The 22,532-nt window shown below is 60.4% G+C and carries 19 protein-coding genes; 5 read left to right on the top strand and 14 right to left on the bottom strand.

What is annotated here, in order from left to right:
* Window positions 1–260: 260 nt before the first annotated feature.
* On the bottom strand, window positions 261–1,820 hold the full coding sequence (locus tag QD356_RS06010; protein ID WP_192838889.1) for a malonyl-CoA synthase: 1,560 nt from the start codon (window positions 1,818–1,820) through the stop codon (window positions 261–263).
* A gap of 166 nt (window positions 1,821–1,986) precedes the next feature.
* Window positions 1,987–3,471 (bottom strand): malonyl-CoA decarboxylase, encoded by a 1,485-nt coding sequence (locus QD356_RS06005; protein WP_225996570.1) that lies wholly within the window; start codon window positions 3,469–3,471, stop codon window positions 1,987–1,989.
* A gap of 394 nt (window positions 3,472–3,865) precedes the next feature.
* Here QD356_RS06005 and QD356_RS06000 point away from each other — a divergent pair, with 394 nt between their 5' ends.
* From QD356_RS06000 to QD356_RS05985, 4 genes are all read left to right on the top strand, one after another.
* The gene (locus QD356_RS06000) at window positions 3,866–4,531 is read left to right on the top strand and encodes a GntR family transcriptional regulator (RefSeq protein ID WP_107334695.1); all 666 of its coding nucleotides are present in this window, start codon (window positions 3,866–3,868) and stop codon (window positions 4,529–4,531) included.
* A 20-nt stretch (window positions 4,532–4,551) separates the two neighbouring features.
* Window positions 4,552–5,421: a hypothetical protein gene (locus tag QD356_RS05995; RefSeq protein WP_192838888.1), complete on the top strand. Its 870-nt coding sequence runs from the start codon at window positions 4,552–4,554 to the stop codon at window positions 5,419–5,421.
* A 164-nt stretch (window positions 5,422–5,585) separates the two neighbouring features.
* A complete protein-coding gene (locus QD356_RS05990; protein ID WP_192838887.1) occupies window positions 5,586–5,981 on the top strand; it encodes a hypothetical protein in 396 nt (131 codons plus the stop codon).
* A 66-nt stretch (window positions 5,982–6,047) separates the two neighbouring features.
* A complete protein-coding gene (locus tag QD356_RS05985) occupies window positions 6,048–6,281 on the top strand; it encodes a hypothetical protein (protein ID WP_192838886.1) in 234 nt (77 codons plus the stop codon).
* A gap of 295 nt (window positions 6,282–6,576) precedes the next feature.
* Here QD356_RS05985 and QD356_RS05980 read toward each other — a convergent pair whose 3' ends face one another.
* The 10 genes from QD356_RS05980 to QD356_RS05935 all read right to left on the bottom strand — a co-directional run bounded on the left by QD356_RS05980 (window position 6,577) and on the right by QD356_RS05935 (window position 18,064).
* Window positions 6,577–6,804, bottom strand: a complete 228-nt coding sequence (locus QD356_RS05980; protein WP_054556954.1) for a glutaredoxin family protein — start codon at window positions 6,802–6,804, stop codon at window positions 6,577–6,579.
* A 141-nt stretch (window positions 6,805–6,945) separates the two neighbouring features.
* Window positions 6,946–8,643, bottom strand: a complete 1,698-nt coding sequence (locus tag QD356_RS05975; RefSeq protein ID WP_192838885.1) for a GMC oxidoreductase — start codon at window positions 8,641–8,643, stop codon at window positions 6,946–6,948.
* Window positions 8,644–8,749: 106 nt separating this feature from the next.
* Window positions 8,750–9,691, bottom strand: a complete 942-nt coding sequence (rihA, locus tag QD356_RS05970) for a pyrimidine-specific ribonucleoside hydrolase RihA (RefSeq protein WP_192838884.1) — start codon at window positions 9,689–9,691, stop codon at window positions 8,750–8,752.
* A 140-nt stretch (window positions 9,692–9,831) separates the two neighbouring features.
* The gene (locus tag QD356_RS05965) at window positions 9,832–10,485 is read right to left on the bottom strand and encodes a DsbA family oxidoreductase (protein ID WP_192838883.1); all 654 of its coding nucleotides are present in this window, start codon (window positions 10,483–10,485) and stop codon (window positions 9,832–9,834) included.
* Window positions 10,486–10,738: 253 nt separating this feature from the next.
* Window positions 10,739–11,731, bottom strand: coding sequence for a homocysteine S-methyltransferase (gene mmuM / locus QD356_RS05960; protein ID WP_192838882.1), 993 nt, complete (start codon window positions 11,729–11,731; stop codon window positions 10,739–10,741).
* Entirely contained in the window at window positions 11,721–13,145 is a 1,425-nt protein-coding gene (locus QD356_RS05955) for an amino acid permease (RefSeq protein WP_192838881.1), read from the bottom strand. The genes mmuM and QD356_RS05955 overlap by 11 nt, the downstream gene beginning before the upstream one ends.
* On the bottom strand, window positions 13,138–13,260 hold the full coding sequence (locus QD356_RS05950) for a hypothetical protein (protein ID WP_264158084.1): 123 nt from the start codon (window positions 13,258–13,260) through the stop codon (window positions 13,138–13,140). Before QD356_RS05950 ends, QD356_RS05955 begins: the two co-directional genes overlap by 8 nt.
* 354 nt (window positions 13,261–13,614) lie before the next feature.
* Complete coding sequence (gene gabT, locus QD356_RS05945) at window positions 13,615–14,886, bottom strand: 4-aminobutyrate--2-oxoglutarate transaminase (protein WP_192838880.1); 1,272 nt, start codon at window positions 14,884–14,886, stop codon at window positions 13,615–13,617.
* A gap of 104 nt (window positions 14,887–14,990) precedes the next feature.
* Window positions 14,991–16,484 carry an NAD-dependent succinate-semialdehyde dehydrogenase gene (locus QD356_RS05940; protein WP_192838879.1) on the bottom strand — a complete coding sequence of 498 codons (1,494 nt, stop codon included), beginning with the start codon at window positions 16,482–16,484 and terminating at the stop codon, window positions 14,991–14,993.
* A gap of 155 nt (window positions 16,485–16,639) precedes the next feature.
* Window positions 16,640–18,064 carry an APC family permease gene (locus tag QD356_RS05935; protein WP_131432121.1) on the bottom strand — a complete coding sequence of 475 codons (1,425 nt, stop codon included), beginning with the start codon at window positions 18,062–18,064 and terminating at the stop codon, window positions 16,640–16,642.
* A 422-nt stretch (window positions 18,065–18,486) separates the two neighbouring features.
* Between QD356_RS05935 and QD356_RS05930 the strand changes: the two genes are divergently transcribed.
* Entirely contained in the window at window positions 18,487–20,028 is a 1,542-nt protein-coding gene (locus QD356_RS05930) for a PLP-dependent aminotransferase family protein (protein WP_192838878.1), read from the top strand.
* 52 nt (window positions 20,029–20,080) lie between these two features.
* On the opposite strand, the gene QD356_RS05925 is transcribed toward QD356_RS05930, so the two are convergent.
* A complete protein-coding gene (locus tag QD356_RS05925; protein ID WP_192838877.1) occupies window positions 20,081–21,166 on the bottom strand; it encodes a hypothetical protein in 1,086 nt (361 codons plus the stop codon).
* A 213-nt stretch (window positions 21,167–21,379) separates the two neighbouring features.
* The gene (locus QD356_RS05920; protein WP_192838876.1) at window positions 21,380–22,402 is read right to left on the bottom strand and encodes a patatin-like phospholipase family protein; all 1,023 of its coding nucleotides are present in this window, start codon (window positions 22,400–22,402) and stop codon (window positions 21,380–21,382) included.
* Window positions 22,403–22,532 lie beyond the last annotated feature (130 nt).

Below are 22,532 nucleotides of genomic sequence, written 5' to 3'. Positions count from 1 at the left end.
GGCGTAATACCTTCTTGTTGTTGTGGTGAAGTGGTGGTGAATCAGTGTGACGTCTTGTCGTCTATCTGATGTATCTAACTTATCTCTTTCTCCAGGTTGGCTAGCCTGGCTTTACGTGTCTTGTGTCTGACTATTGCGCGTCCTTTACCTGTCATTTGTCTGGCCTTTGCAGGGCTCGAGGGTGAGTGAACCCACCGGCATGACGTGATGGCGTCACGCCATGCCGATGGCACGAAGGTGTCAGGTCTGGCAGGGGTGACTCAGCCGTGTGAACGGACCGGTTCAGGTGCGAACAGCTCGGCATACTCCTCGCGCAGCTGTTTCTTCTGCACCTTGCCCATCACGTTGCGTGGCAGGCTATCGATGAAGAACACGCGCTTGGGCTGCTTGTAGCGGGCCAGCTTGTCGCTGAGGGCGACCAGCACCGCCGCTTCATCGAGACTGTCCTGGTGGCCGGGCTGCATCACCACCACCGCACAGACGCCTTCTCCGAAGTCCGGGTGGGGCACCCCGAACACCGCCGATTCGTTGACGCCGGGCATGTCATCGATCAGCAGCTCCACCTCCTTCGGGTAGATGTTGTAGCCGCCGGAGATGATCAGGTCCTTGTCGCGGCCGCTGATGCACAGATAGCCATCGGCATCGATATGGCCGAGATCGCCGGTGATGAAGAACCCATCCTCGCGGAATTCGCTGGCGGTCTTCTCCGGCATCTTCCAGTAGCCCTTGAAGACGTTCGACCCACGCACCTCGATCAGGCCGGTCTCGCCGCGCGGCAAAATGGCGCCTGTCTCGCGGTCGGTGACGCGCACCTCGCTGCCGGGCAGGGCCATGCCCACCGTGCCCGGACGACGCTCGCCGTCGTAGGGATTGGAGGTGTTCATGTTGGTCTCGGTCATGCCGTAGCGTTCGAGAATCGCATGGCCGGTACGTGCGCTGAATTCGCTGTGGGTCTCGCTGAGCAGCGGCGCGGAACCGGAGACGAACAGGCGCATGCTGGCGGTCGTCTCGCGATTGAGGCGCTCGGATTCCAGCAGGCGCGTGTAGAAGGTCGGCACGCCCATCAGCACGCTGGAGCGTGGCATCAGGTCGAGAATCTGCTCGGCATCGAACTTGGGCAGGAAGGTCATCGAGGCGCCGACGGTCAGCACGATATTGCAGGCCACGAACAGGCCGTGGGTATGGAAGATGGGCAGGGCGTGGATCAGATGATCGTCCGCGCTGAATCGCCAGGTCTCGGCCAGTGCCTGGCAGTTGGAGGCCAGGTTGGCGTGGGTCAGCATCGCGCCCTTGCTGCGGCCGGTGGTGCCGGAGGTATAGAGAATGGCGGCGAGATCATCGGCGGCGCGTGGCTCGACCTCATGGCTCGCGCTGCACTGGCGCGCCTGCTCCATCAGGCTGCCGTCCTGCTCGGTACCGAGGCTCTCGACGCGCGGCACGCCGCATTGCTTGCCGAGTTCGCGTGCCGTCTCCAGCGCCTTGGGCTGGCAGACATACAGGTGCGGGCCGGCGTCGCCCAGGAAGTAGCGGATCTCCTCGCCGGTGTAGGCGGTGTTCAGCGGCAGATAGACCGCCCCGACCTGCAGGCAGGCCAGATACAGGATGATGGTCTCGCAGCTCTTGTCGATCTGCACCGCGACGCGGTCGCCCGGTGCCACGCCCAGCTCGCGCAGGGCACTGGCCATCTGGCTGGCGGCGGTGCGCGTCTGGGCGAAGGTGTAGCCGTGGCCTTCGACGGTATCGAGGAAGGTGGCATCCGGGCGCTCATCGAAGTTGCGCGCGAATTGCAGATAGAGGTTGTCGTGGTTGGCGTGAGACATCATTGGCTCCAATGGCGTTGTTTTTGTAGTGAGGCGTTGTCTTGTCATGAGGCGTCATTGACGCAAAGAGACGTGGGGGGTAGGCGTGCTCCGGCAGGCGGCGTGCCTGCCGAGCGACTCATTCTTCGAGCGGCTTATACATCGAGCGGCTCATTCTTCAAGCGGTTTATTCTTCGAGAGACTCAGGCGCTTGCTTGCTGTCATTGTCATCAGCAGCCGGTTTCGGTGCTGGCGGCTGTTCGGCTGTTTTTGAGGGCAGAGGTGAACTGGACAGGGAATCGCTTTCCTTCCTGGCCTCGCGCTTGGGGGCCTTGGCCAGTTCCTTGTTGGCTTTCGACTCCTTCTTGACCTCGCTGCTGCACACCACGCTGTCGTTGCGGCTGAAGGCCTCGTGGTTCTGCTCGATGCGGTGCGGCTCGTAGAGGTAATTCACCATCAGGCCGTGGGCCTGCTGGCGGCCATTGGGCGAGGTGTCGCCGGGCCAGTTGAGGCGATGCAGGCTGGCACCGTTGCCGAGGTGGAAGCGCGCGACCGGGTCCATCGGCTGACCGCTGCGATGCTTGACGTTGACCAGATAGTGGGCGGCGAGGGCACGCAGCTCCGGTGCCATCTTCTGCTGGGCTTCCTCGTCATTCATCCAGTCATCGTGCTGCAGGTGATGGGCCAGCAGGTCGGAGACTTCCAGGCCTTCCTCGTCACGTGCACGTTCGAGCCACTGGCTGAAACCGGGCACCGGCGAGAGGGTGACGAAGCGGCTGAGATTGGGCAGTTCGCGTTGCAGCTCCTGCACCACCTGCTTGATCAGGAAGTTGCCGAACGAGATGCCTTTCAGGCCCTTCTGGCAATTGCTGATGCTGTAGAAGACGGCGGTATCCGCCTCGCGCTCGGTGGTCTGGCCGCTGTTGGCGAGCAGATGCTGGATGTTGTTGGGCACGCCCTTGCACAGTGCCACCTCGACGAAGATCAGCGGCTCATCGCCGATGGCCGGGTGGAAGAAGGCGTAGCAGCGGCGGTCCTCGGGGTCGAGACGCCCGCGCAGGTCGCTCCAGTCCTGGATGGCATGCACCGCCTCATAGCGGATGATCTTCTCCAGCACCGCCGCGGGGGTGTTCCAGTCGATGGCCTCCAGCATCAAAAAGCCGCGATTGAACCAGGAGGCGAACAGGTGCGCGAAGTCGGCGTCCAGCGGTTTGAGCTCCGGGTGCTGCTTGATGAGCTTGAGCAGGTCGGCGCGCATGCGCACGATTTCATAGGTGCCGCCGGGGCACAGGTTCAGACGGCGCAGCAGCGATTGGCGCCTGGGTTCGCTGGCGGCGAACAGCGTGCTCAGGTTGGCGTTGTCCGGGGATTCACGATAGGCCGCGTAGGCGGCGTGGATACGCGCTTCATCGGCGGCGTAGCGCTCGGCCAGCACATGGAAGAAGGCGAGGCGCTGCTCGTGGTCCAGCTGTTGATAATCCTCCAGCGCCCGCTGGGCCATCATGATGCGCGAGGCTTCACCGCTGCTCTCGGTGAGGTTGTGGCAGCTCTCGGTCAGGCGGGCGAGGGCGGTGTCTTCATTGCCGGCGCCTGGCGAGAGGCCGACCTGCTGGCGGGCACGCTGGCCGACATGGGTCAGCAGATCCTGCAGAAAACTCAGATTGATGTTCATGGCGGTCTTCCTCAAGGCGCGAGACGCGAAGCTGTGGTGGCTGGTGCATATCCATTGCTCAGTATGGCGTCTGAGGAATGAATATTTGGCTTCGTCTTGTTGTATACAACAGATAGGCGTCTGGTGTGTTAGCGTCAAGTCCTGGCATGCCAGACACGACTAAAGTCAGTTTCCTGCGCGGCCACTTCCCCTGTTCAATGAAGGCAAGGGGACGAGGCAGCGACTGGCCTCATGGCCGGTTGGCATGTCTGTGAGGGGATTGAGGCAAGGGCGGCAGGAATTGGCGCCATCGTCACCGCAACATGGCCGCAAGGCATCAGCACCAGTGCTCAGCATCAGCACTCAGCATCAGCACTCAGCATCAGCACTCAGCAGCAGTACAAGGACGCCGCAGATGATCAAGATGTCCCACACCCAGCGCCTTCGCGATCTGCTCGAAGATGCCATCGTCGAAGGGCGTTTCCCGCCGGGGACCAAGCTCGATCCCGAGGCCCTGGGGCGCGAGTACCAATGTTCACGCACGCCGATCCGTGAGGCGCTGCAGCAGTTGGCCGCCTCCGGCATGGTGAAGGTGGTGCCCAAGCGCGGCACCTTCGTGACGCAGCTGGGCGTCTCGGAGCTGGTGGAACGCTTTGAAGTCATGGCGGAACTGGAAGCCATGTGTGGTCGACTCGCCGCGCGGCGCATCACCACGCAGGAGCTTTCTGAACTCAAGGACGCCCACGCCGCCTGCCGTGAACGTCTGGAAGCCGACGACGCCAATGGCTACTACTACGAGAACGGCCTCTTTCATCACTGTCTCTACCGCGCCAGCCACAACGCCTTCCTCACCGAAGAAGCCACGCGCCTGCACGCCATCCTCAAGCCTTACCGCCGTCTGCAACTCCACGTCCGCCACCGCATGCACAGCTCCTACGCTGAACACGAAGCCATCGTCGCCGCCATTGAAGCCGGCGACGCTGCTGCTGCCGAACAGGCGCTGAAGGATCATGTGCATATCCAGGGGGAGAGATTTACGGATCTGGTGGCGAATATTGAGAGGTTGCATGAGGTGGGATAATTAAATTTTAAGGTTTTAATATGATATTCAATAATAGCTCTGAAGCGAAAGAGTACGTCGTTCTAAAGACAAATAGGTTGCTGAATAAAAATGAACTTGATGATGTGATAAATGACTGTGAAGGAAAAATCATTGATGCTTATTCTGAAGAGTCTAAAGAGTTATGGATTGAGGAACTCACAAAGTATAAAGAATTAAGTGTTAATCAAGATTTTATTGATGGTCTTCTTCCGCAAGGGATCGATGAACTGATAATTGAAATGATTGAATGGAGATCAATGATATATGCCTTCCAGAAAATAGAAACTAAAAGGAATGCTTTTGAAGAAAGTGCTTTCTTCGCGCAATGGTACCTAGGTGCTATTTACGGTGTGTTTTCTATTTTTGGGAAATTACTAAGTAAGGATTCTCGAGATAATTCATTAAGAAAGCTATGGGAGTTGATTTCTCCAATTATGCTTAAGGATGGGGCATGTTTGAAGCATGAGGTCCATTATATCAATGAATGCTTGAATGTTAAGAAAGGGTTGTTTACCAACAATAACTCTAAGGCTATGTTGTTTCGTAATAAATTTGTGTCACATAATGAGGCTGCTCCAAAGATTGTTTGGGAAGATATAGATAATGATATTTCAGTAATAATACGAATGTGGTCTTTATTAGTGTCTTGGAGTTCTTTTGGAATAGTTCAACCTTTCCGTGGTGATCGCTATATATTTCGAGGTACTGAAGCCATGTTTGATGATGTTGAGGTAAAGTCATTGCTAAGGGCCAGGCAAGACTACTTGGACATGGTTGCTGCATGGTCAAAGACTTATGTACATTCAGGGGAGGTAGACAAAGGTAGAGGAGCATTTGTAAATTTCAAAGTCGAAATTAAGGTCAGGTAATAGAGTTAGCTAAGTGTCGCGTTTTAGTTTAGTTTTATAATGTGTTACTTTTTTACCAAAGGATAATCAATTTTATTGGTATTAAAATAGTACTACGCAACAATAAAATTAGGCTATCATTGTTATATAAATAGTTGGTTTACCTTAATTAGGATAGGTTAGCGATGAACCAGAAAGAAGTCGAGTTATTGCTTTTAGCTATTGCAGTACTTGTGTCCATTTTTTCAGCTATGCATGCCCGCCGGTCTGCAAGACTAAGCTTACATATATCCAAAAGGCAGCATGTCATTGACCTACACAATATTTGGCTAGAGGTGACAGATTTTGATATAGACGATCCTGGAGATATTGGAATGGCATATAAGGCTGCTTATGCAATGAATCTAACTGCTGCTTGTATGAAACATGAAATTATTGACAAGGAAATAATAAAAGAAATTTTTAGCGAGAGGTTTAAAGAGGTTTACGATAAACTTAACACTGTATCATATATTCCAGATTCAACGAAAGAATATAAAACATTGATTTCGGAAAACACCAAAAAATACATTGGCGGTTAGGTTTCAGAAGATGCTTTCCTTGTTTTGTTGTCTAGATTGCAAGAATAACTAGAGGAGGGGTTTATTATGTCTCAAATTTCAAAAGAGGATTGTGTAGCAATGCTGGAGGGTCTTGTGGAAAAATTAAATAATGAAAATAATGAGGGCTTGGTCGATAGTTCTTCTTTTCAAGAAGAACTCAATAAAGTGTATATTAAAGTTATGGAGATGGGGGCCTTAGCACCCAAAGTCACACTTGGGGATCATAATGCTATAAAATGTTCTTGTGGCAAGACGATCCAGGTAAGTTTTGTAGATTGACTCCAATTGGAGTACCTTTTTAGTTCACCCTTGAAAAGTCAATATTATATAAGTTACCTGCTCAGCTCGTGCATTATAGATTAGCTTACTGACCCTAAGACTAATATCTGCCCTTGAGTTGGAAGGTAATATAGAGAAGTCATAAAGTAATCGGGTATATACTGATAGAAGTAATGCAGGTTTTGCGTTGATAAAGATAACTCGTTTTAGTGTATATGTATGTGGCGCTTATACGCTTGGGGAGTAAATTATAGGTATGTATTTTGGGATTATAGTCTCACTGTGAACGACTCATTCAATCCTTATACAACTGATTGAAGCCTTTGACGCTGAAACCCTTCAAGAACTGATCGCCAATTTTCAGGACAGGCACGCTGCGAAAGCCGGTCTTGGCGAATTCCTTCTGACCCGCGGGGGATCGGACATCCACCAGGCGGAAGCCGATCTTCTGCTGCTCCAGATACTGCTTGGCTGTCTTGCAGTGCGGGCAGTTTGCCATGGTGAAGAGTGATACCCGTTTCATTGCTGTGCTCCCGTGTTGATCGATCCCGCGCGTTTTACGCACATCGCCTGAGAATGCTGGCGGGCAATGATACCAGCCGTCGTTCTCTCTCTACACCATCACTTCATGCACCAGCACTTTCCACACCGGGCGTAGTGAAGGTCAGTCCTTGCGCGGAATATGGCTCATCGCATGTTCAGCCAGGGCGGTGATGGTCAGGCTGGGATTGACGCCCAGGTTGGCGGCGAGCATCGAGCTGTCACAGATCAGCATGTTGCGGTAATGGAAGACACGATTTTGCCCATCGCAGACGCCGTCCTCGGGGGAGGCCGCCATGGCCGCGCCGCCCATGCAGTGCGCCGTGGTGGGAATGTTGAAGAGTATCTCGGGGATGCTGCTGCCGGGGATGGCGCCGATGGCCTCTGCGCCACGCGTGACGAAATCATTCGCCTCGGGGATGAAGGTCGGGATGCGCTTGCCCTCGGTGACCAGTGCCTTGCGCAGCGGCCAGTACCACAGGCGTTTGAGCGTCATGTTGAGGTGGCCATCCGCCGTCTGCATGCACAGAAAGATGATCGTCTCCTTCGCGAAGCCCCACGGCAGCTGGAATTTCAGCGCGCGGCGCGGATTGGCCGCCACCACCTTCGCCATTGCCTTGAGCCATGAGAAGGGTCGTGTCCAGCCAGGCTTGCCCCTGGCCATCGCGGTGAACAACAGCCCCATGAAATCGGAGCCCGCCGGATAGCGCGTGGCTTCGATATGGGTGTGCTCATCGATATGAATGCCGGAGCCGATGGCGATGCCCTTGGACATGTCGTCGTGGCTGTCCGGCATGCGACAGCTGATCAACGACTCCGCATTGGTACGCACCCGCTTGCCCAGCGCGTTCGAGATGTTCGGCAATGAGCCCTTGTCCCTGAGGTGGAACAGCAACTCCTGGGTGCCGAGCGATGAGCCAGCGAAGACGATGGACTGACAGGTGACACGACGCTTGCCCAGCCCAAGATAGAGTCCGGCGAAGGTGGAGGGCACCGTCGTCACCACATAGCCATCGGCCCCATCCGCCTTGCCATTGAGTGGCACGACATCGATCACCTTGGTCTCGGCGTGTACCTGGGCGCCGTGCTTCTCGGCCAGATACAGATAGTTCTTGTCGAGGCTGTTCTTGGCGCCATGTCGGCAGCCCATCATGCAGCCACCGCAGCCGATGCAGCTGTGTCTTTCAGGGCCTTCGCCAGCGAAATAGGGGTCTGCATGCGCGCTACCGGCGGCTGGCGTGCCGCTTTCTCCCTCGGGGCCGAAGAAGATGCCAACCTCGGTGGGGTACCAGGTGTCTTCGCAGCCGGCGACTTCCGCCATGCGTTTCAAGTGGTGATCGGCTGGCGCGATGATCTGATTGGTCGTCACGCCGAGCATCTGCTTCCCCGTGGCGTAATGCGTCGGCATCACCGCATGCCAGTCATTGAGCCCCGCCCACTGGCCGTTGTCCCACACCCTGTCGGGCGGCACCAGCAGCGTCTGCGCATAGGTGATGGAGCCGCCGCCCACCGCGTTGCCATGCAGCACGATGACATGGCGGAAAAAGCTCATGGTGAAGAAGCCGCGCAGCCCCAGCATTGGCCGCCACAACCAGCGACGCAGCCGCCAGTTGGAACGGGGCATGTTGTCCGGTGTCCAGCGTTTGCCCTGTTCCATGACCGCCACGCGATAGCCTTTCTCGGTCAGGCGATGCGCGCACACCGAGCCGCCAAAGCCAGAGCCCACGATGAGGTAGTCGTGGTCATGCTCGTGTTTATGGGCGTGCTTATGGACGTGCGCCTGCTGCGCGGTGTCACTGGCATGGCGATCGGTCTCTGACATGGCGGCTCTCTTCAGGAAAGCGCTGCTCTCAGCAGGAAAGACCCCCTCGTATGGCGCTGGCGGGGCGACTGCCTTCTGGATGCTGGCGAGGGGGCTAGCGAGGGGGCTAGCGAGGGAAATACTGCGCCAGCTGCCGGACGATCAGATCGACGAAGCCCTGACGGTCGATCTCGAACAGCACCCTGGCGTTGTGCGGCTTGCCGGTGAGCTGATAGCGGTCCACCACCGTCATGCCCTGGGTGTGCTCGCCCTGTGTCTCGACGCCGACCCAGCACTCCACCGTGGTGAACAGCTCCGGCGCCAGCAGCCAGGCGATGGTGCAGGGATCATGCAACGGCGCGCCGTTGAAGCCCCACTTCGGATCGCGATGGTAGATCATGAAGAAGTCGAGCAGCTCGGCGACACACTGGGCGACGGGATTGTCGATGGCGCGGATGCGCTCGATGTCCTCATCCATGATCTGCGCCTGATGGGTGACGTCCAGCCCGCACATCTCGATGGGCAGGCCGGACTTGAACACCATGTCGGCGGCTTCGGGGTCGACGAAGATGTTGAACTCGGCGGCGGGCGTCCAGTTGCCGACACCGGCCGCGCCGCCCATCAGCACGATGCTGTCGATGCGTGGGTGCAGCTCAGGGTAGGCTGAGAGAAACAGCGCGATATTGGTCAGCGGGCCGGAGGGCACCAGCGTGACCTTCTGCTCACAGGCGCGAACCTTCTCGGCTATCAGCTCGATGGCGCTCTGGGTGACGGGGGCAAAGCCGGGCTCTGGCAGTTCAGGGCCATCCAGGCCACTTTCGCCATGCACGTTGTCGGCGATGATCAGCTCGCGCGCCAAGGGCTTGGGCGCACCGCCCGCCACCGGAATATCGTGGCGGCCCAGCAGGGTGAGAACCCGCAGTGCATTGTTGAGCGTCTTGTCGGGCGTCTGATTGCCGGCGCTGGTGGTGACGGCCAGGACATCGAGCGCATCTGAGCTGAGGGCCAGAATCAGCGAGATGGCGTCGTCGTGGCCGGGATCGCAATCGAGAATGATGGGGCGCGGCATGCGGCAGTCCTTGTCGTGAGTCGTCTTGTTGTCGTGGCTTGCCTCTATAAGCTTTTCCTTTATGCCTGAACGCAAAACGACACGCCATCCTTGCGAAGGGCGTGTCGTCTGTCAGGGCATTCGCGGCAATGCGGGGCGGATCAGTCCGCCTGCTGGGCACGCGCCTCATTGAGCATCTGCACCAGCACTTCCACCGGCTGCGCGCCGGGCACGTAGTACTGGCCGACGATGGTGCTGGGAACCGACTGGATACCGGCGTTGCGCAGCGCCTCCTGCTGGGCGGCGACTTCCTGCTCGCCCGCGTCGGAATCAAGGAAGGCCAGCGCCTGCTCGATGCTCAGGTCGTCATCGTGCTGGCTTGCGATCTCGGCCAGCACCTGCCGGTCACCCACGTCCTTGCCATCGTGGAAGTAGGCGCTGAACAGGGCTTCCAGCAGCGGGCGCTCCGCCAGGCCCCTGGATTGCTGGCGCCAGACGATGCGCTGGGCATCGGTGGAGTTGGGCGTGCGCTCCATCAGGGCATGGCGGAAGGTGACGCCACTCTGCGCGCCGGCCTGGGCCACCTGGGCATCCAGCTCCGCGCCGCGCTCGACACTGCCGAACTTCTGCGCGCGGTAGTCGGCCCGCATCATGCCTTCACGTGGCACCCACGGATTGAGCTGGAAGGGCAGGTAGTTCACGCGCACCTCATCCTTGAAGTCGAGTTGCGCGATGGCGTCATCGAGATGACGCTTGCCGATCCAGCACCAGGGGCAGACCACGTCGTAGGCGACCTGGATATCGAGCTGTGACATGGGGATTCTCCTGCTGATCTCTCATGCGCTCTTCACTACAGCGTGAAGGGCGCTGTAAGAGCACGTCGATAAAGTGTACGTCGAAACAAGCACGTCGAAATGATTTTGAGCAATCGCTCAACAGTGTCCTGTCATCCTAGAGATTCTGGACGCGGGACGCTAGCGAAAACGCCCTGACCGATCATGTGTGATGACCGGACAGGGCGTTCGGGTTCAGCGCTGCGTATTCACTGCACCGAGCTCAGCATCTCAATCAACTCAGCGCCTTGCGCAGATCCGCCAGGGCGCGGATGTCGTCCGGGCCGGTGCGGCAGCAGCCACCGATGGCCGTGGCGCCGGCGGCCAGCCAGCGCGGTGTCCAGCCGGCGAGGTCATGGTCGTGTTCATAGCCGTGGCCATCGGCATCTGAGACGGCGCAGGCGGCAGACCAGGTCTTGGTGACCGGGTCATAGACCTCGCCGGAGTTCGGGTAGATGACGATGTCCTTGTCCGTCTCGCCGCGAATCTCGCGCACCAGCGATTCGATGTGCTCAAGCGCGGTGCAGTTGACGCCGATGGCGACCACCTGCTCGCAGTCGGCGATGGCGCGCACGGCGTCACGGATCGGCGTGCCGTCGCTCAATTCGTTGGCGTTGCGCGCGCTGAAGGCGATCCAGGCACGCGCCGTCGGGAAGTCATCGCGCAGCAGATCACACACCGCCAGGGCTTCCTCGGCGCAGGGGAGTGTCTCGACGGCGAGCACGTCCGGCTTGGCATCGAGCAGCGTGGCGAGGCGGGCACGGTGGAAGTCGCGCAGGCCGGCGCGGTCCAGCGCGTAGCCGCCACGGTATTCGCTGCCATCGGCGAGCCAGGCGCCATAGGGGCCGACGGAGGCCGCGACCAGCGGCGGGCAGTCCAGGCGCTCCGGGTGCGCGGCCAGATAGTCGCTACGGGCCTGCGCCGCCAGGGTCACGGAGCGCTGGATCAGCGCGCTGGCCTGGGTCTCGCTCAGGCTGCGTGCCATCAGGCCTTCGAGTGTTGCCTGGTAGCTGGCCGTGGTGGCGACATCGGCACCGGCCTCGAAGTAGGCGCGGTGGACATCGACGATCGCCTGGGGATCATCGGCGAGCACCTTGGCCGACCACAGCGAGTCGTTGAGATCGAACCCGGCACGCTCAAGCTCGGTGGCCAGGGCGCCATCGACGATCATGAAGGGCTGGCGCGCGGTGATGGCGCTCAGCGGATTGCGGGTGGCATCAGCGGGCATCGAGGGCCTCCTGCGGGGTCGGGTTTACAGATTTCGCGGCGTCACCAGACGTGCGATGGGTCAGATAGTGCACCAGATAGCACAGCGCCACGAAGGGCACGCCGAAGTAGAGCGCGATGCGCTGGTTGGGATCGAAAGCGATACCGATGCAGGCCAGCGCGCAGAACAGGAAGGCGGCAATCGGCACGACGGGATACAGAGGCGCGCGGTAGGTCAGCTCGCTGGCGCTATGGCCGGCCTTCAGCCACTGGCGGCGGAAGCTGAACTGACTGGCGGCGATCGCCATCCACACCAGCACCACGGCAAGTCCGGAAATCGACACCAGCGCCAGATAGAGGGTGTCCTCGGCATACACGCTGGAGAGCAGCGACAGCAGGCCGCCGAGCATGGTGATCAGCAGTGCGGGCACCGGAATGCCGCGCTGATTGACGCGACTGAATACGCGCGGCAGCGTCTTCTGGTCCGCCAGGGTCCACAGCATGCGCGAGGCGGCGTAGAGCCCGGAATTGGCCGCCGACAGCAGCGCGGTGATGATCACGAAGTTCATGATATCCGCCGCGTAGGGAATGCCGGTGAGCTGGAAGACCGCCACGAAGGGGCTTTCCTTGAGGCCGGCGCTGTCCTGCGGCAACAGGGCGGCGATGACGATGATGGTGCCGATGAAGAAGATGATCAGGCGCCACAGGGTCGCGCGGATCGCCAGGGGCACGTTCTTCTCGGGGTTCTCGCTTTCGCCGGCGGCGATGCCGATCAGCTCGGTGCCGGAGAAGGCGAAGCTGACGGCCAGCAGCGTCATCAGAATCGGCATCACGCCGTGATCGAACACGCCTTCCTGCAGGATACGCGTGACGCCCGGCGCCTCGACGTTACCCGCCAGGGGCGTGAAGCCGAACATGGCGGCGGCGCCCACCGCGATGAAGACGATCACCGCGGCGACCTTGATCAGCGACAGCCAGAATTCGGATTCGGCGAAGAAGCGCGCCGAGACGATGTTCATGCCGAACACGATCAGCGAGAAGATGCCGCACCAGATCCACGGTTCGATACCGGGGAACCAGCGCCCCATGAACACGGCGGAGGCGGTGAATTCCGACCCCAGCGCCACCGCCCAGGTCAGCCAGTAGAGCCAGGCCACGGTATAGCCGGTGGCAGGGCCCAGATAACGGGTGGCGTGGGCGCTGAAGGCACCGGGTTCCGGGTGATGCACGGCCAGTTCGCCGAGGCACATCATCACCAGATAGACCACCAGGCCGCCGATCAGGTAGGCGAGTACCGCACCCGCCGGGCCCGCCTGCTGGATGGTATAGCCGGAGCTGAGAAACAGGCCGGTGCCGATGACACCGCCCAGTGACAACATCACCAGATGGCGCTGCTGCATGCTGCGTTTGAAGTCGGTGGCGTTGCTGTCAGACATGGCGGGTATCACTCGTGGAGCTGATGATCTGACTCTCGCTCAGGCTGGCGATCAGAGCGTGCTCGTGCAGGCAGTGCTCGTGCGGGCAGTGCGGATGGATGGACACATATGGCATGGCAGAAACCGGCTGGAGGTGGGAGGGAAACAGGCCGGATATGATAAATGAGCTATAAAGTCTATCCCAACGAATCATCAAGCCGATTGGCTATATATTTAGATGGGCAACTAACGGTGAGGTGCGCGATTGGTGGTTGAAGAACCCCGCAGTGGCAGGGCTTGGCGTGATAATTCATCTCACGCCTTGAAACAGGGTCGTGGCGCATATCGCCAGCCTTTTCACAATGATGGCGCCGCCTTTTCTCGTGTCATGTTGTGCGATGGCAGGTTGCAGAAAACGCAAAACGGCCACCCGAAGGTGGCCGCTGTCTTTCTGCATGCCTGCGCTAGACGTTCTGCGCCAGGCAAGCGATCAGGCGAGGCTTTCCAGCGCCTGCTCGATGATGGCGAGACCTTCCTCGAGCACTTCCGGCTCGACGGTCAGCGGCACCAGGATACGAATGGTGTTGGAGTAGAAGCCACAGGACAGCAGGATCAGCCCCAGCTCCTTGGCCTTGGCACATACGGCGGCGGTCGCGGCGGCGTCCGGCTGGCCATTGGCATCCACCAGCTCGAAGGCGGCCATGGAGCCCTGGTTGCGCGGGTGAGCGACATGCGCGAAGCGCTCTTCCCACTTGGCGAAGCGTGCGGCCAGCAGCTCGCCCATCTGGGTGCTGCGCTCGAGGATGTTCTCTTCACGGATGACGTCGATGACGGCCAGCGCCGCGGCGCAGGACAGGGCGTTGCCGCCGTAGGTGCCGCCCAGTGAGCCCGGGCCGGAGGCATCCATCACCTCGGCGGTACCGACCACTGCAGACAGCGGCATGCCGTTGGCCAGGCTCTTGGCCATGGTCATGATGTCGGCTTCGACACCGCTGTGCTCCATGGCGAACAGCTTGCCGGTACGCGCGAAGCCGGACTGCACTTCATCGGCGATCAGCAGGATGCCGTGCTCGTCACACAGTTCACGCAGCGCGGTCAGGAAGCTCGGCGAGGCGATGTAGAATCCGCCTTCGCCCTGCACCGGCTCCAGAATGATGGCAGCGGTGCGGCTGGCCGGGATGTCGGTCTTGAACAGGGTGCGGATCGCGTTCAGGGACTGCTCTTCGCTGATGCCGTGCTTCTCGTTCGGGTAGGGCGCGCGGTAGACGTCACCCGGCATCGGGCCGAAATCGCCCTTGTACGGTACGACCTTGCCGGTGAGGGCCATGGTCATCATGGTGCGGCCGTGGAAGGCGCCGTCGAAGGTGATGACGCCGCTGCGGCCAGTGGCGGCACGCGCGATCTTGATGGCGTTCTCGACCGCTTCCGCGCCGGAGTTCATCAGCAGTGCCTTGCGCTCGGGGCCACGCACCGGCGTCAGTTCACACAGCTTCTGGCTCAGTTCGACGTACAGCGGGTGGGACATCACGCCAGCGGCGGTGTGCATCAGCTTGTCGAGCTGTGCCTTGACGGCAGCGACGATCTTCGGGTGACGGTGGCCCAGGTTGAGCACGCCGATACCACCGGCGAAGTCGATCCAGCGGGTGCCATCCGCGTCCCAGATTTCCGCGTTCAGCGCGGTGTCGGCGGACTGCGGGGTGGCGGTGGCGGCACCACGTGCAACGTACTTCTTCTTGAGGGTTTCGAGTTGAGCGTTGTTCATCTTGTTCTCCGTACGGATTTCATCGGCCTGCACTGTGCAGGCCTGTCACTGTTCGGGGCCCGCACGCCGAGGCGTGCGGGAGTCTTGTCGAGAGTTGCCGTGCCTCAGAGGCCGCCGATGCAGACGTACTTGAGCTCGGTGAACTCTTCCAGGCCGTGGTGTGAGCCTTCGCGACCCAGGCCGGATTCCTTGATGCCACCGAAGGGGGCGAGTTCGGTGGAGATCAGGCCTTCATTGACGCCGACCATGCCGTATTCCAGCGCTTCCAGCGTGTGCCAGATGCGGCGGTAATCGTTGGCGTAGAAATACGCAGCCAGCCCGAACGGGGTGTCGTTGGCCATCGCGATGGCTTCCTCGTCCTTGCCAAAGCGGAACACCGGCGCCAGCGGGCCGAAGGTTTCCTCATCCGCGACGACCATGTCGGTAGTGACATCGGCCAGCACGGTCGGCTCGAAGAAGCTGTGACCGAGAACGTGCTTCTTGCCGCCGGTGACCAGGCGCGCGCCCTTGCTGACGGCATCATCGACGTGGCTCTGCACCTTGTTGACCGCCGCATCGTTGATCAGCGGGCCGATGGTGTTGCCTTCGACCAGGCCATCACCGACCTGCATGCTCTCGACACGTGCCGCGAGCTTGGCGACGAAGGCGTCGTAGACACCGTCCTGAACGAGGAAGCGGTTGGTGCACACGCAGGTCTGGCCGGCGTTGCGGAACTTGGAGGCGATGGCGCCATCGACGGCTGCATCCAGGTCAGCATCGTCGAAGACGATGAAGGGTGCGTTGCCGCCCAGCTCCATCGCGGTCTTCTTGACGGTGGAGGCACACTGCGCCATCAACGTCTTGCCCACTGGCGTGGAGCCGGTGAAGGACACCTTGCGGATGCGCGGATCGGTGGTCAGCACTTCCCCGATGGCGATCGGCTTCATGGCGGTGACGACACTGATCAGGCCCTTCGGCAGGCCGGCTTCCAGCGCCAGGTCCGCCAATGCCAATGCGGTCAGCGGCGTGGCTTCGGCCGGCTTGATGACTACCGCACAACCTGCGGCGATCGCCGGGGCGCACTTGCGGGTGATCATCGCCAGCGGGAAGTTCCACGGCGTGATCGCGGCCACCACGCCGATCGGCTCGCGCAGCACCATCAGGCGCTTGTCGGCGCCATGGGACGGCAGGGTCTCACCGGCCATGCGCTTGGCTTCTTCGGCGAAGAATTCGATGAAGGAGGCACCGTAGGTCACCTCGCCACGCGACTCCGCCATCGGCTTGCCCTGTTCCAGCGTCATCAGCTGGGCGAGGTCTTCCCGGTGCGCCAGCACCAGATCGAACCAGCGACGCAGCAGTGCGGAACGCTCCTTGACCGGCACCTTCTTCCAGGCGTTGCCGGCGATCTCGGCCGCGGCGACGGCGTCACGGGTGTCATCGGCGCTGACCTCGGCGACACGCGCCAGCTGCTCGCCGGTGGCCGGATTGGTCACGTTGAAGGTGGTGCCGGTCTCGCGGTGCTCGGTACCGATGAGCGCCGGGACGAAGACGTCGCTGCTGGTTTCCGAGTTGACGTAGCGCTTCAGGAAGTCGCTGATCGGGAGGGCGGAACGGGACATGTGAAGCTCCTCTGGCGTTCTGGCGTGCAGTTCATTCATGGAGTGAGCAGCATGTCGCAAGAGGCTTCTGCTGCTCTCGAGTCGGCTCGAATATGATTGAGTCGAGATGGCTGGGCAGGCGGAACAGACTGCCCAGCGGTGTAGGTATTGCGTGTTTACTGCGCCGTGAAAGCCGGGGCCATGACACGGTCGCTATAGGCTCGGCCGAATTGCTTCAGGGCGATGACATACATCACCAGACCCAGAGCCATCCAGGCGCCGAAGATCAGCCATTCGGTACCGGTCAGCGCGGAAGGGCTACCCGGCAGATACAGGCAGGCCATGCCGAAGGACAGAAGGATGGCCAGTGTGCCGCAGAGCTTGCCGTGGCGGACGCGGAACGGACGCGGCATGTCGGGCTCACGGATACGCAGGATCAGGAACGAGATCGCGACGAACAGATAGGCGATGACGATACCCAGGCCACCCGCATCGACGATCCACACCAGTGCCGGACGACCGAAGAAGGGCGCGATGCAGGACAGCAGACCGATCAGCAGTACCGCATTGGTGGGCGTCTTGTGCTTGGGGTGCAGCTTGCCCAGCCAGGCAGGCAGCATGCCGGCATGTGCCAAGGCATAGATGGCGCGAGAGCCACCGATGTAGAAGGCATTCCAGCTGGTGATGATGCCGGCGATACCTGCAAGGATCATCAGCTTGCTGGCCCAGGGCGAATTGAACAGGGCGCCCATGGCGTCCGGCACGCTCAGTGAACTTGCCAGCAGGGAGTCATGATCCAGCGCCATGCTGGTGGCCAGGATGATCAGCGCATACCAGACCACGGCCAGTACCACGGACATCATCAGCACCTTGCCGATGGCGTTGTAGGGCAGATTGATTTCCTCTGCGGCCTGCGGAATGACGTCGAAGCCGACGAACAGGAAAGGCACCAGTACCAGCACCGCGATGATGCCTGCCACCACGCCGCCTTCGGACTGGGTGAACAGCGGTGTCATGTTGGCGACATCACCTTCGAACAAGGCGCCGGTCACGAACAGGACGCCGGCGATCAGAATCACGCCTGTGACGACCTTCTGCAGGAGTGCGGCAGTGGTGATCCCGACATAGTTGATCGCCATCATGGCCAGCGAGCCGCCGACACCGACAGCCACCCAGGTCGCCTTCACATCCCAACCGGCGATGGTCCACATGTGGCCAACGGCATAGTTGGGCGCGAGGTTCTCGATGACCGTGGGCAATGCCACCGCCTCGAAGGACACCACGCTCAGATAGCCGAGAATGATGGTCCAGGTGCACAGGAACGAAGAGAAGTGCCCCATGGCCCGGTAGCTGTAGACATGCTCACCGCCCACCTTGGGCATGGCTGCTGCCAGTTCTGCATAGGTCAGACCGATCAGGACGACGGCGATGCCGCCAATGATGAAAGCGATGATGGCGCCGACGCTACCGGCATCCTGAATCATGCCGCCGGTGAGGACGATCCAGCCCCAACCGACCATGGCGCCGAAGGCAAGTGCCAGGACGTCGCCACGCGCAAGGACTCTGACTAGCTGTTCTGCAGGGGGAGTACTGTTGTTCATTGGAATACTCAATTCGATCTTGGAATTTGTTATATAGCGAAGCCGTTTCCTGCTGATGTCCCGTGCGCTCTTCTCAATTTCAAATCCAAAGCTTGCTGGCATGAACGAGAAGTAATGACAGTCCTGTCGCTGGCTGATGCTTGCTGAAAGGTCGCTCCTGTAAAGGGGGAGCCAAGAGCGATTCAGCAATCATTTCGCTGTGAGCATCAGTCAGTAGGCAACGCCTGAAACACACGCTACCAGCGCCATGCCCGATGGCGAATAGACCAATTTTGCGTTTGACTGGACCAATCAGAAGGGGCTGCGGATAATCAGGGCTGAATGGGCGTTGCGCGCCGCCTGTCAGGCGAGTGGCTGGCGGGGGTTGGACGACCTCGGGAAGCTGCGTGACAGCACTACGACAACGTCAACGGGAGACCGGGATGGAACTGGCCGCGCTTGAGCCGCTGATCGAATGTTATCGCCGCCAGTCCGAGACGCTGGGCAAGCAGGTACGGCTGGAGCAGGCGTTGCTCGAGGTGATTCGTGAGCAATGGCCACTGGGCGCGCGGCTGCCGCCGCATCGCAAGCTGTGCGAGGCGCTGGGGGTGGCGCGCAATACGCTGGCGTTGGCCATCAAGTCGCTGATCGAGGAGGGCTATCTGCACACCGGCCAGGGGCAGGGTACCTGGACGCGTCGCCCGCATGCGCGCCGGGCAAGCGCGGGGTCGGGAGAGTTCGGGGCGGCGGAGTTAGGGCCGGGTGAATCAGGGGCGGTCGCGGCGGGGGTAGCACCGGCGCCGCTGCCGTTGTCTACTCGGGCCCGCAAGGTGCTGGGCGGGCAAGGGGCGAGTCTGATCCAGAGTGGCGCCTTCGTGCCGGGTATTCCGGACATCGCACGCTTTCCGATGCGCAAGTGGCGTCAGCTGTATGCCAGCGTGACGGTGCCCCACAACGCGCTGCTGCTGTCCTACTCCAGCGGCGGCTATGGCCCGCTCAAACGTGAGATCCGCGATTTTCTGCGTCGTTGGCGCAATATCGATTGCGATACCCAGCAGATCATCATCACCGAGGGCACCCACCACGGCATCGAGCTGTGCGCGCTGGCGCTGGCGGATGCCGGGCAGCGGGTGGTGATGGAGTCACCCTGTTATTGGGGCGCGCGCAATGTCTTTCTGGCCGCAGGCCTCGAGACCCGCCAGATTCCCTGGCGGCCGGTGAGCGATGCGACGAGTGATACGACAAGTGAGCCAGGACACGATCTCACCTCGCTTGGCGAAGGGCCGGTGCAGATCGCCTACTTCACCGGCTCGCATCACTATCCGCTGAGTGTGCCCACTTCGCGACGTGACAAGCTGAGACTGTGCGAGGCCTGTCAGCCCGCCTATATCCTCGAGGATGATTACGAGTTCAGCGGCGATGATCATGGTGAGCTGCTGTTTGATCCCGATTCCAGCAATCGCCTACTGGTGGGTTCGTTCTCCAAGCTGATGTTTCCCGGGCTGCGGCTGGGCTATCTGGTGGTACCGCGTGCGCTGGCCGGGCCGATGAACCGCCTGCGCAGCGAGGTGTTCCGCGAGGGGCGCATGCTCGATCAGGCGGTGCTGGCGCAATTCATCGCCGATGGCGATCTGGACGCCTGGTATCAGCGCATCCAGCGCGATTATCTCGGCCGGCAGCAGGTGGTGCATGACCAGCTGTGTCAGGTGAAGGGCGTGATCAGCGTCTCGCCGCCGTCGCGCGGCATCAGCCTGTGCGTTCAGTTCGCCCCCGAGATCGATGATCAGCGCGTCGCGCAGCTGATGGTCAAGGAGCATCTGATCGTGCGGCCACTGAGCATGGTCTGCAGCAGCGAAGACTCGCGGCGCGGTTTGGTGTTGGGGGTCGGCATGCTGGCGGGCGAGAGTCTGGTCAGCGAGGTGGCGCGCCTGAGACGCACGCTGGAGAGCATTCTGAGCATGCGGGATATTCGCCGCCACAACTGAAAACGCCTTCGCCGGACAGGCGAAGGCGTGGTATCGATACCGGTTGCGTGCATTATTTTGCCTGCTGCATGCGCTCGGTCAGCTTGCGGAACTCCTCGCGCATGGCGCTGTTCTCGAAGCTGGTGGCGACCGGTACCTGCAGGCCGGCTAAGGTGTCGAAGGTCTTGACGCCCTGGCGAATCAGGTCGGCGACGTGGGCGCTGAGCTTGACGGTGCGATAGGTATTGGTCGCCACCGCAAGCTCGCGCTGACTCTTGGTCAGAGAGGTCGTGACGCGGTCACGCTGCTCGGTCACCAGCGAGCGATACAGGTTGATCGTCTTGAGCGTCAGCGCATTGGCGCGGATGTTGTTCTCCAGACTCTCGCGTGACCCGCCTTGCTTGATCAGCGTGCGAGCTTCGCGCGTGGTGGCCTCGGCTTCGTCGGCGAAGCCTTGCAGTTGCGGCAATACCTCGTCATTCACGCGCGTGATGAAGTCCTGCTGCATGGTCACGATCATGCGGTGAAGCATGACGACCATGCCGTAATAACGGCGCGCGTAGTCGAGGTTCTCGCCGCTGTCGCGGGTCAGCTCGGCGAGCTGCTGGGCCACCGACTTGATGCTGGCGAACACGACACTCATGGTCAGCACATCATCGCCGACCACCGAAGACAGCCACACCTGGACCTGGTCCGGCGTCAGGGTGATGCCGATCTCCTCGAGTCGCGCGGCCAGCTTGCCTTCCAGCGTGGTCAGCTCGCCCTGATAGGCGGCGATGTTCTTCTCATGCGCGGCGATCAGCAGATCATAATCGCCGCGCGTGCTGGCGGTGAATTCGCGCAGGGTATCGGTGGGCGTGAGGCGCGTCAGTGTCGAGACATCGGTGTCCGGCGCGAGCATGCGCTTTTCCTTCAACTCGGAAATCTCGCCGCGCGATTCGCGAATCTTGTCCTCGACTTGCCGGTAAGTGCTGCGCAGTGTCGAGAGTTCCGGCACGTCGAGGGCCTGCATGGCTTCCTCGATCATCTCGTCCATATCGCTGCGCGCAGACGCTTGATCGCGGCTGATCCATGCCTCTTCCGGCAAGGTGTCCATTTCATCGAAATAGCTGACTGCCTTCTTCAGGGTGGCGAAGGCTTCCGGCTGGTCAAAGCGCATATCATCGTCTGACTGAGCTGCAGTGGGTATGAAAATCGCCAGAGATAATGTGAGAGTCACCAGCATTCGCCATGTTGAGGTGCCGGGGCGAATGCGAATGTCTTGCGGTGTGCCATGTGTCATTAAATAAACTCGAGTCGGCGTGGAGCATGGCAGCGCAGAGTAGCAAAATCGCTGACAGGCGTCTCCGAGTTCGCGTCGCGTAAGGCGTGTTCAGTGAGGTTCGTAGGTCTCGGGCTTGCCGGTGGCGGGATCGATGCGATCCAGCGACGGCCCTTGATAGCGGTTGGTGATCAGGTCCACCACGGCGTCACCGTATTGCGCGAACCAGAAATCGCCCATGGCCTTCAGATGCTTGATGTTGGTGGGGCTGATGTCGTCCATCGCGTCATCAGGCGCCTTGAGCATGCCGGGCTGTGGGCGCATCTCGGCATTGACGCGGATATAGCTGCCCGGCGGCGAGATGGTGATGGCCTGATAGCCGACCACCTTCTCATCGGAGAGCACGTCGATCAGGCTGCCTTCCAGTACCCACTGCACTGCGCCCCAGTGCTGCGAATCCGGGCCATTGATCTTGCGCGTGCGTGTTCCGGTGCCGATCGACAGCACGCGACGCGGCTCATGCGGCCACAGGCGACAGGCTTCGGCGATGGCGCACATGGTGGGATTGTTGGCGATGACGCCGCCATCGATCAGCCAGGTCTGCTCGTTGTCCGGCCCCAGCTTCATGTCGCGGGTCGGGAAGTAGGTGGGCGCCGCGCTGGAGGCGTCCGCGACCTGCCAGGCCAGCAGCTTGTGATGCTCGCGCTTGCTCGACTTCAAGACATGCGGGCGGCGTCGCTCGATGCCGTAGGTGACGACAAGTACCTGCTTGCCAGCGGGGACATCCCTGAGCTTGGCCTGGCCGAGGTGCTTCTTGAGCATCGCGCTCTTGCCCTTGGCCTCGTACTTGGGCGCATTGATGCCATCGAGTTCGAACCAGCCGCGGTTGTCGGCGAAGATCTGTTTGGCGCTGGTCGCGCTGTAGAGCCCGCTTATGTCCTCGAGGCTCATGTTGGTGGTGGCCAGCGCCAGCGCGATCAGACTGCCGGTACTGGTGCCCGCATAGAAATCGACCCGCTCACGCAGACTGGTCTGGTGGTCATTTCTGAGTGTCGCCTCGACACGCATCAGAAACTGCGCGGTGGCCGCCCCGCGTATGCCGCCGCCATCCAGTGAAAGAATCAGCTTGGACATTCTTGCCTCCTGCAGAGCGGGTAACGCTCAGTCCTGTCCACGGCAACGCCTGTGGCTGCTACCAGAATAGAGAGGCCACTGGCTTTCAGCCGACTGAAATGACTGATACGCACAAACAGCAGGGCCTGAT

This window comes from Cobetia sp. 2AS (genome assembly GCF_029846355.1).
Classification (GTDB): Bacteria; Pseudomonadota; Gammaproteobacteria; order Pseudomonadales; family Halomonadaceae; genus Cobetia; species Cobetia amphilecti.
Note: the sequence above shows the minus strand (reverse complement) of the source record. Positions and strands in the feature narration are given on the sequence as shown.

Bases quoted from the DNA above. Each gene is read 5' to 3' on its own strand.
- QD356_RS06010 (WP_192838889.1), bottom strand. From the start codon at position 1,820: ATGTCTCACGCCAACCACGACAACCTCTATCTGCAATTCGCGCGCAAC.
- QD356_RS06005 (WP_225996570.1), bottom strand. From the start codon at position 3,471: ATGAACATCAATCTGAGTTTTCTGCAGGATCTGCTGACCCATGTCGGC.
- QD356_RS06000 (WP_107334695.1), top strand. From the start codon at position 3,866: ATGATCAAGATGTCCCACACCCAGCGCCTTCGCGATCTGCTCGAAGAT.
- QD356_RS05995 (WP_192838888.1), top strand. From the start codon at position 4,552: ATGATATTCAATAATAGCTCTGAAGCGAAAGAGTACGTCGTTCTAAAG.
- QD356_RS05990 (WP_192838887.1), top strand. From the start codon at position 5,586: ATGAACCAGAAAGAAGTCGAGTTATTGCTTTTAGCTATTGCAGTACTT.
- QD356_RS05985 (WP_192838886.1), top strand. From the start codon at position 6,048: ATGTCTCAAATTTCAAAAGAGGATTGTGTAGCAATGCTGGAGGGTCTT.
- QD356_RS05980 (WP_054556954.1), bottom strand. From the start codon at position 6,804: ATGAAACGGGTATCACTCTTCACCATGGCAAACTGCCCGCACTGCAAG.
- QD356_RS05975 (WP_192838885.1), bottom strand. From the start codon at position 8,643: ATGTCAGAGACCGATCGCCATGCCAGTGACACCGCGCAGCAGGCGCAC.
- rihA (WP_192838884.1), bottom strand. From the start codon at position 9,691: ATGCCGCGCCCCATCATTCTCGATTGCGATCCCGGCCACGACGACGCC.
- QD356_RS05965 (WP_192838883.1), bottom strand. From the start codon at position 10,485: ATGTCACAGCTCGATATCCAGGTCGCCTACGACGTGGTCTGCCCCTGG.
- mmuM (WP_192838882.1), bottom strand. From the start codon at position 11,731: ATGCCCGCTGATGCCACCCGCAATCCGCTGAGCGCCATCACCGCGCGC.
- QD356_RS05955 (WP_192838881.1), bottom strand. From the start codon at position 13,145: ATGTCTGACAGCAACGCCACCGACTTCAAACGCAGCATGCAGCAGCGC.
- QD356_RS05950 (WP_264158084.1), bottom strand. From the start codon at position 13,260: ATGCCATATGTGTCCATCCATCCGCACTGCCCGCACGAGCACTGCCTG.
- gabT (WP_192838880.1), bottom strand. From the start codon at position 14,886: ATGAACAACGCTCAACTCGAAACCCTCAAGAAGAAGTACGTTGCACGT.
- QD356_RS05940 (WP_192838879.1), bottom strand. From the start codon at position 16,484: ATGTCCCGTTCCGCCCTCCCGATCAGCGACTTCCTGAAGCGCTACGTC.
- QD356_RS05935 (WP_131432121.1), bottom strand. From the start codon at position 18,064: ATGAACAACAGTACTCCCCCTGCAGAACAGCTAGTCAGAGTCCTTGCG.
- QD356_RS05930 (WP_192838878.1), top strand. From the start codon at position 18,487: ATGGAACTGGCCGCGCTTGAGCCGCTGATCGAATGTTATCGCCGCCAG.
- QD356_RS05925 (WP_192838877.1), bottom strand. From the start codon at position 21,166: ATGCGCTTTGACCAGCCGGAAGCCTTCGCCACCCTGAAGAAGGCAGTC.
- QD356_RS05920 (WP_192838876.1), bottom strand. From the start codon at position 22,402: ATGTCCAAGCTGATTCTTTCACTGGATGGCGGCGGCATACGCGGGGCG.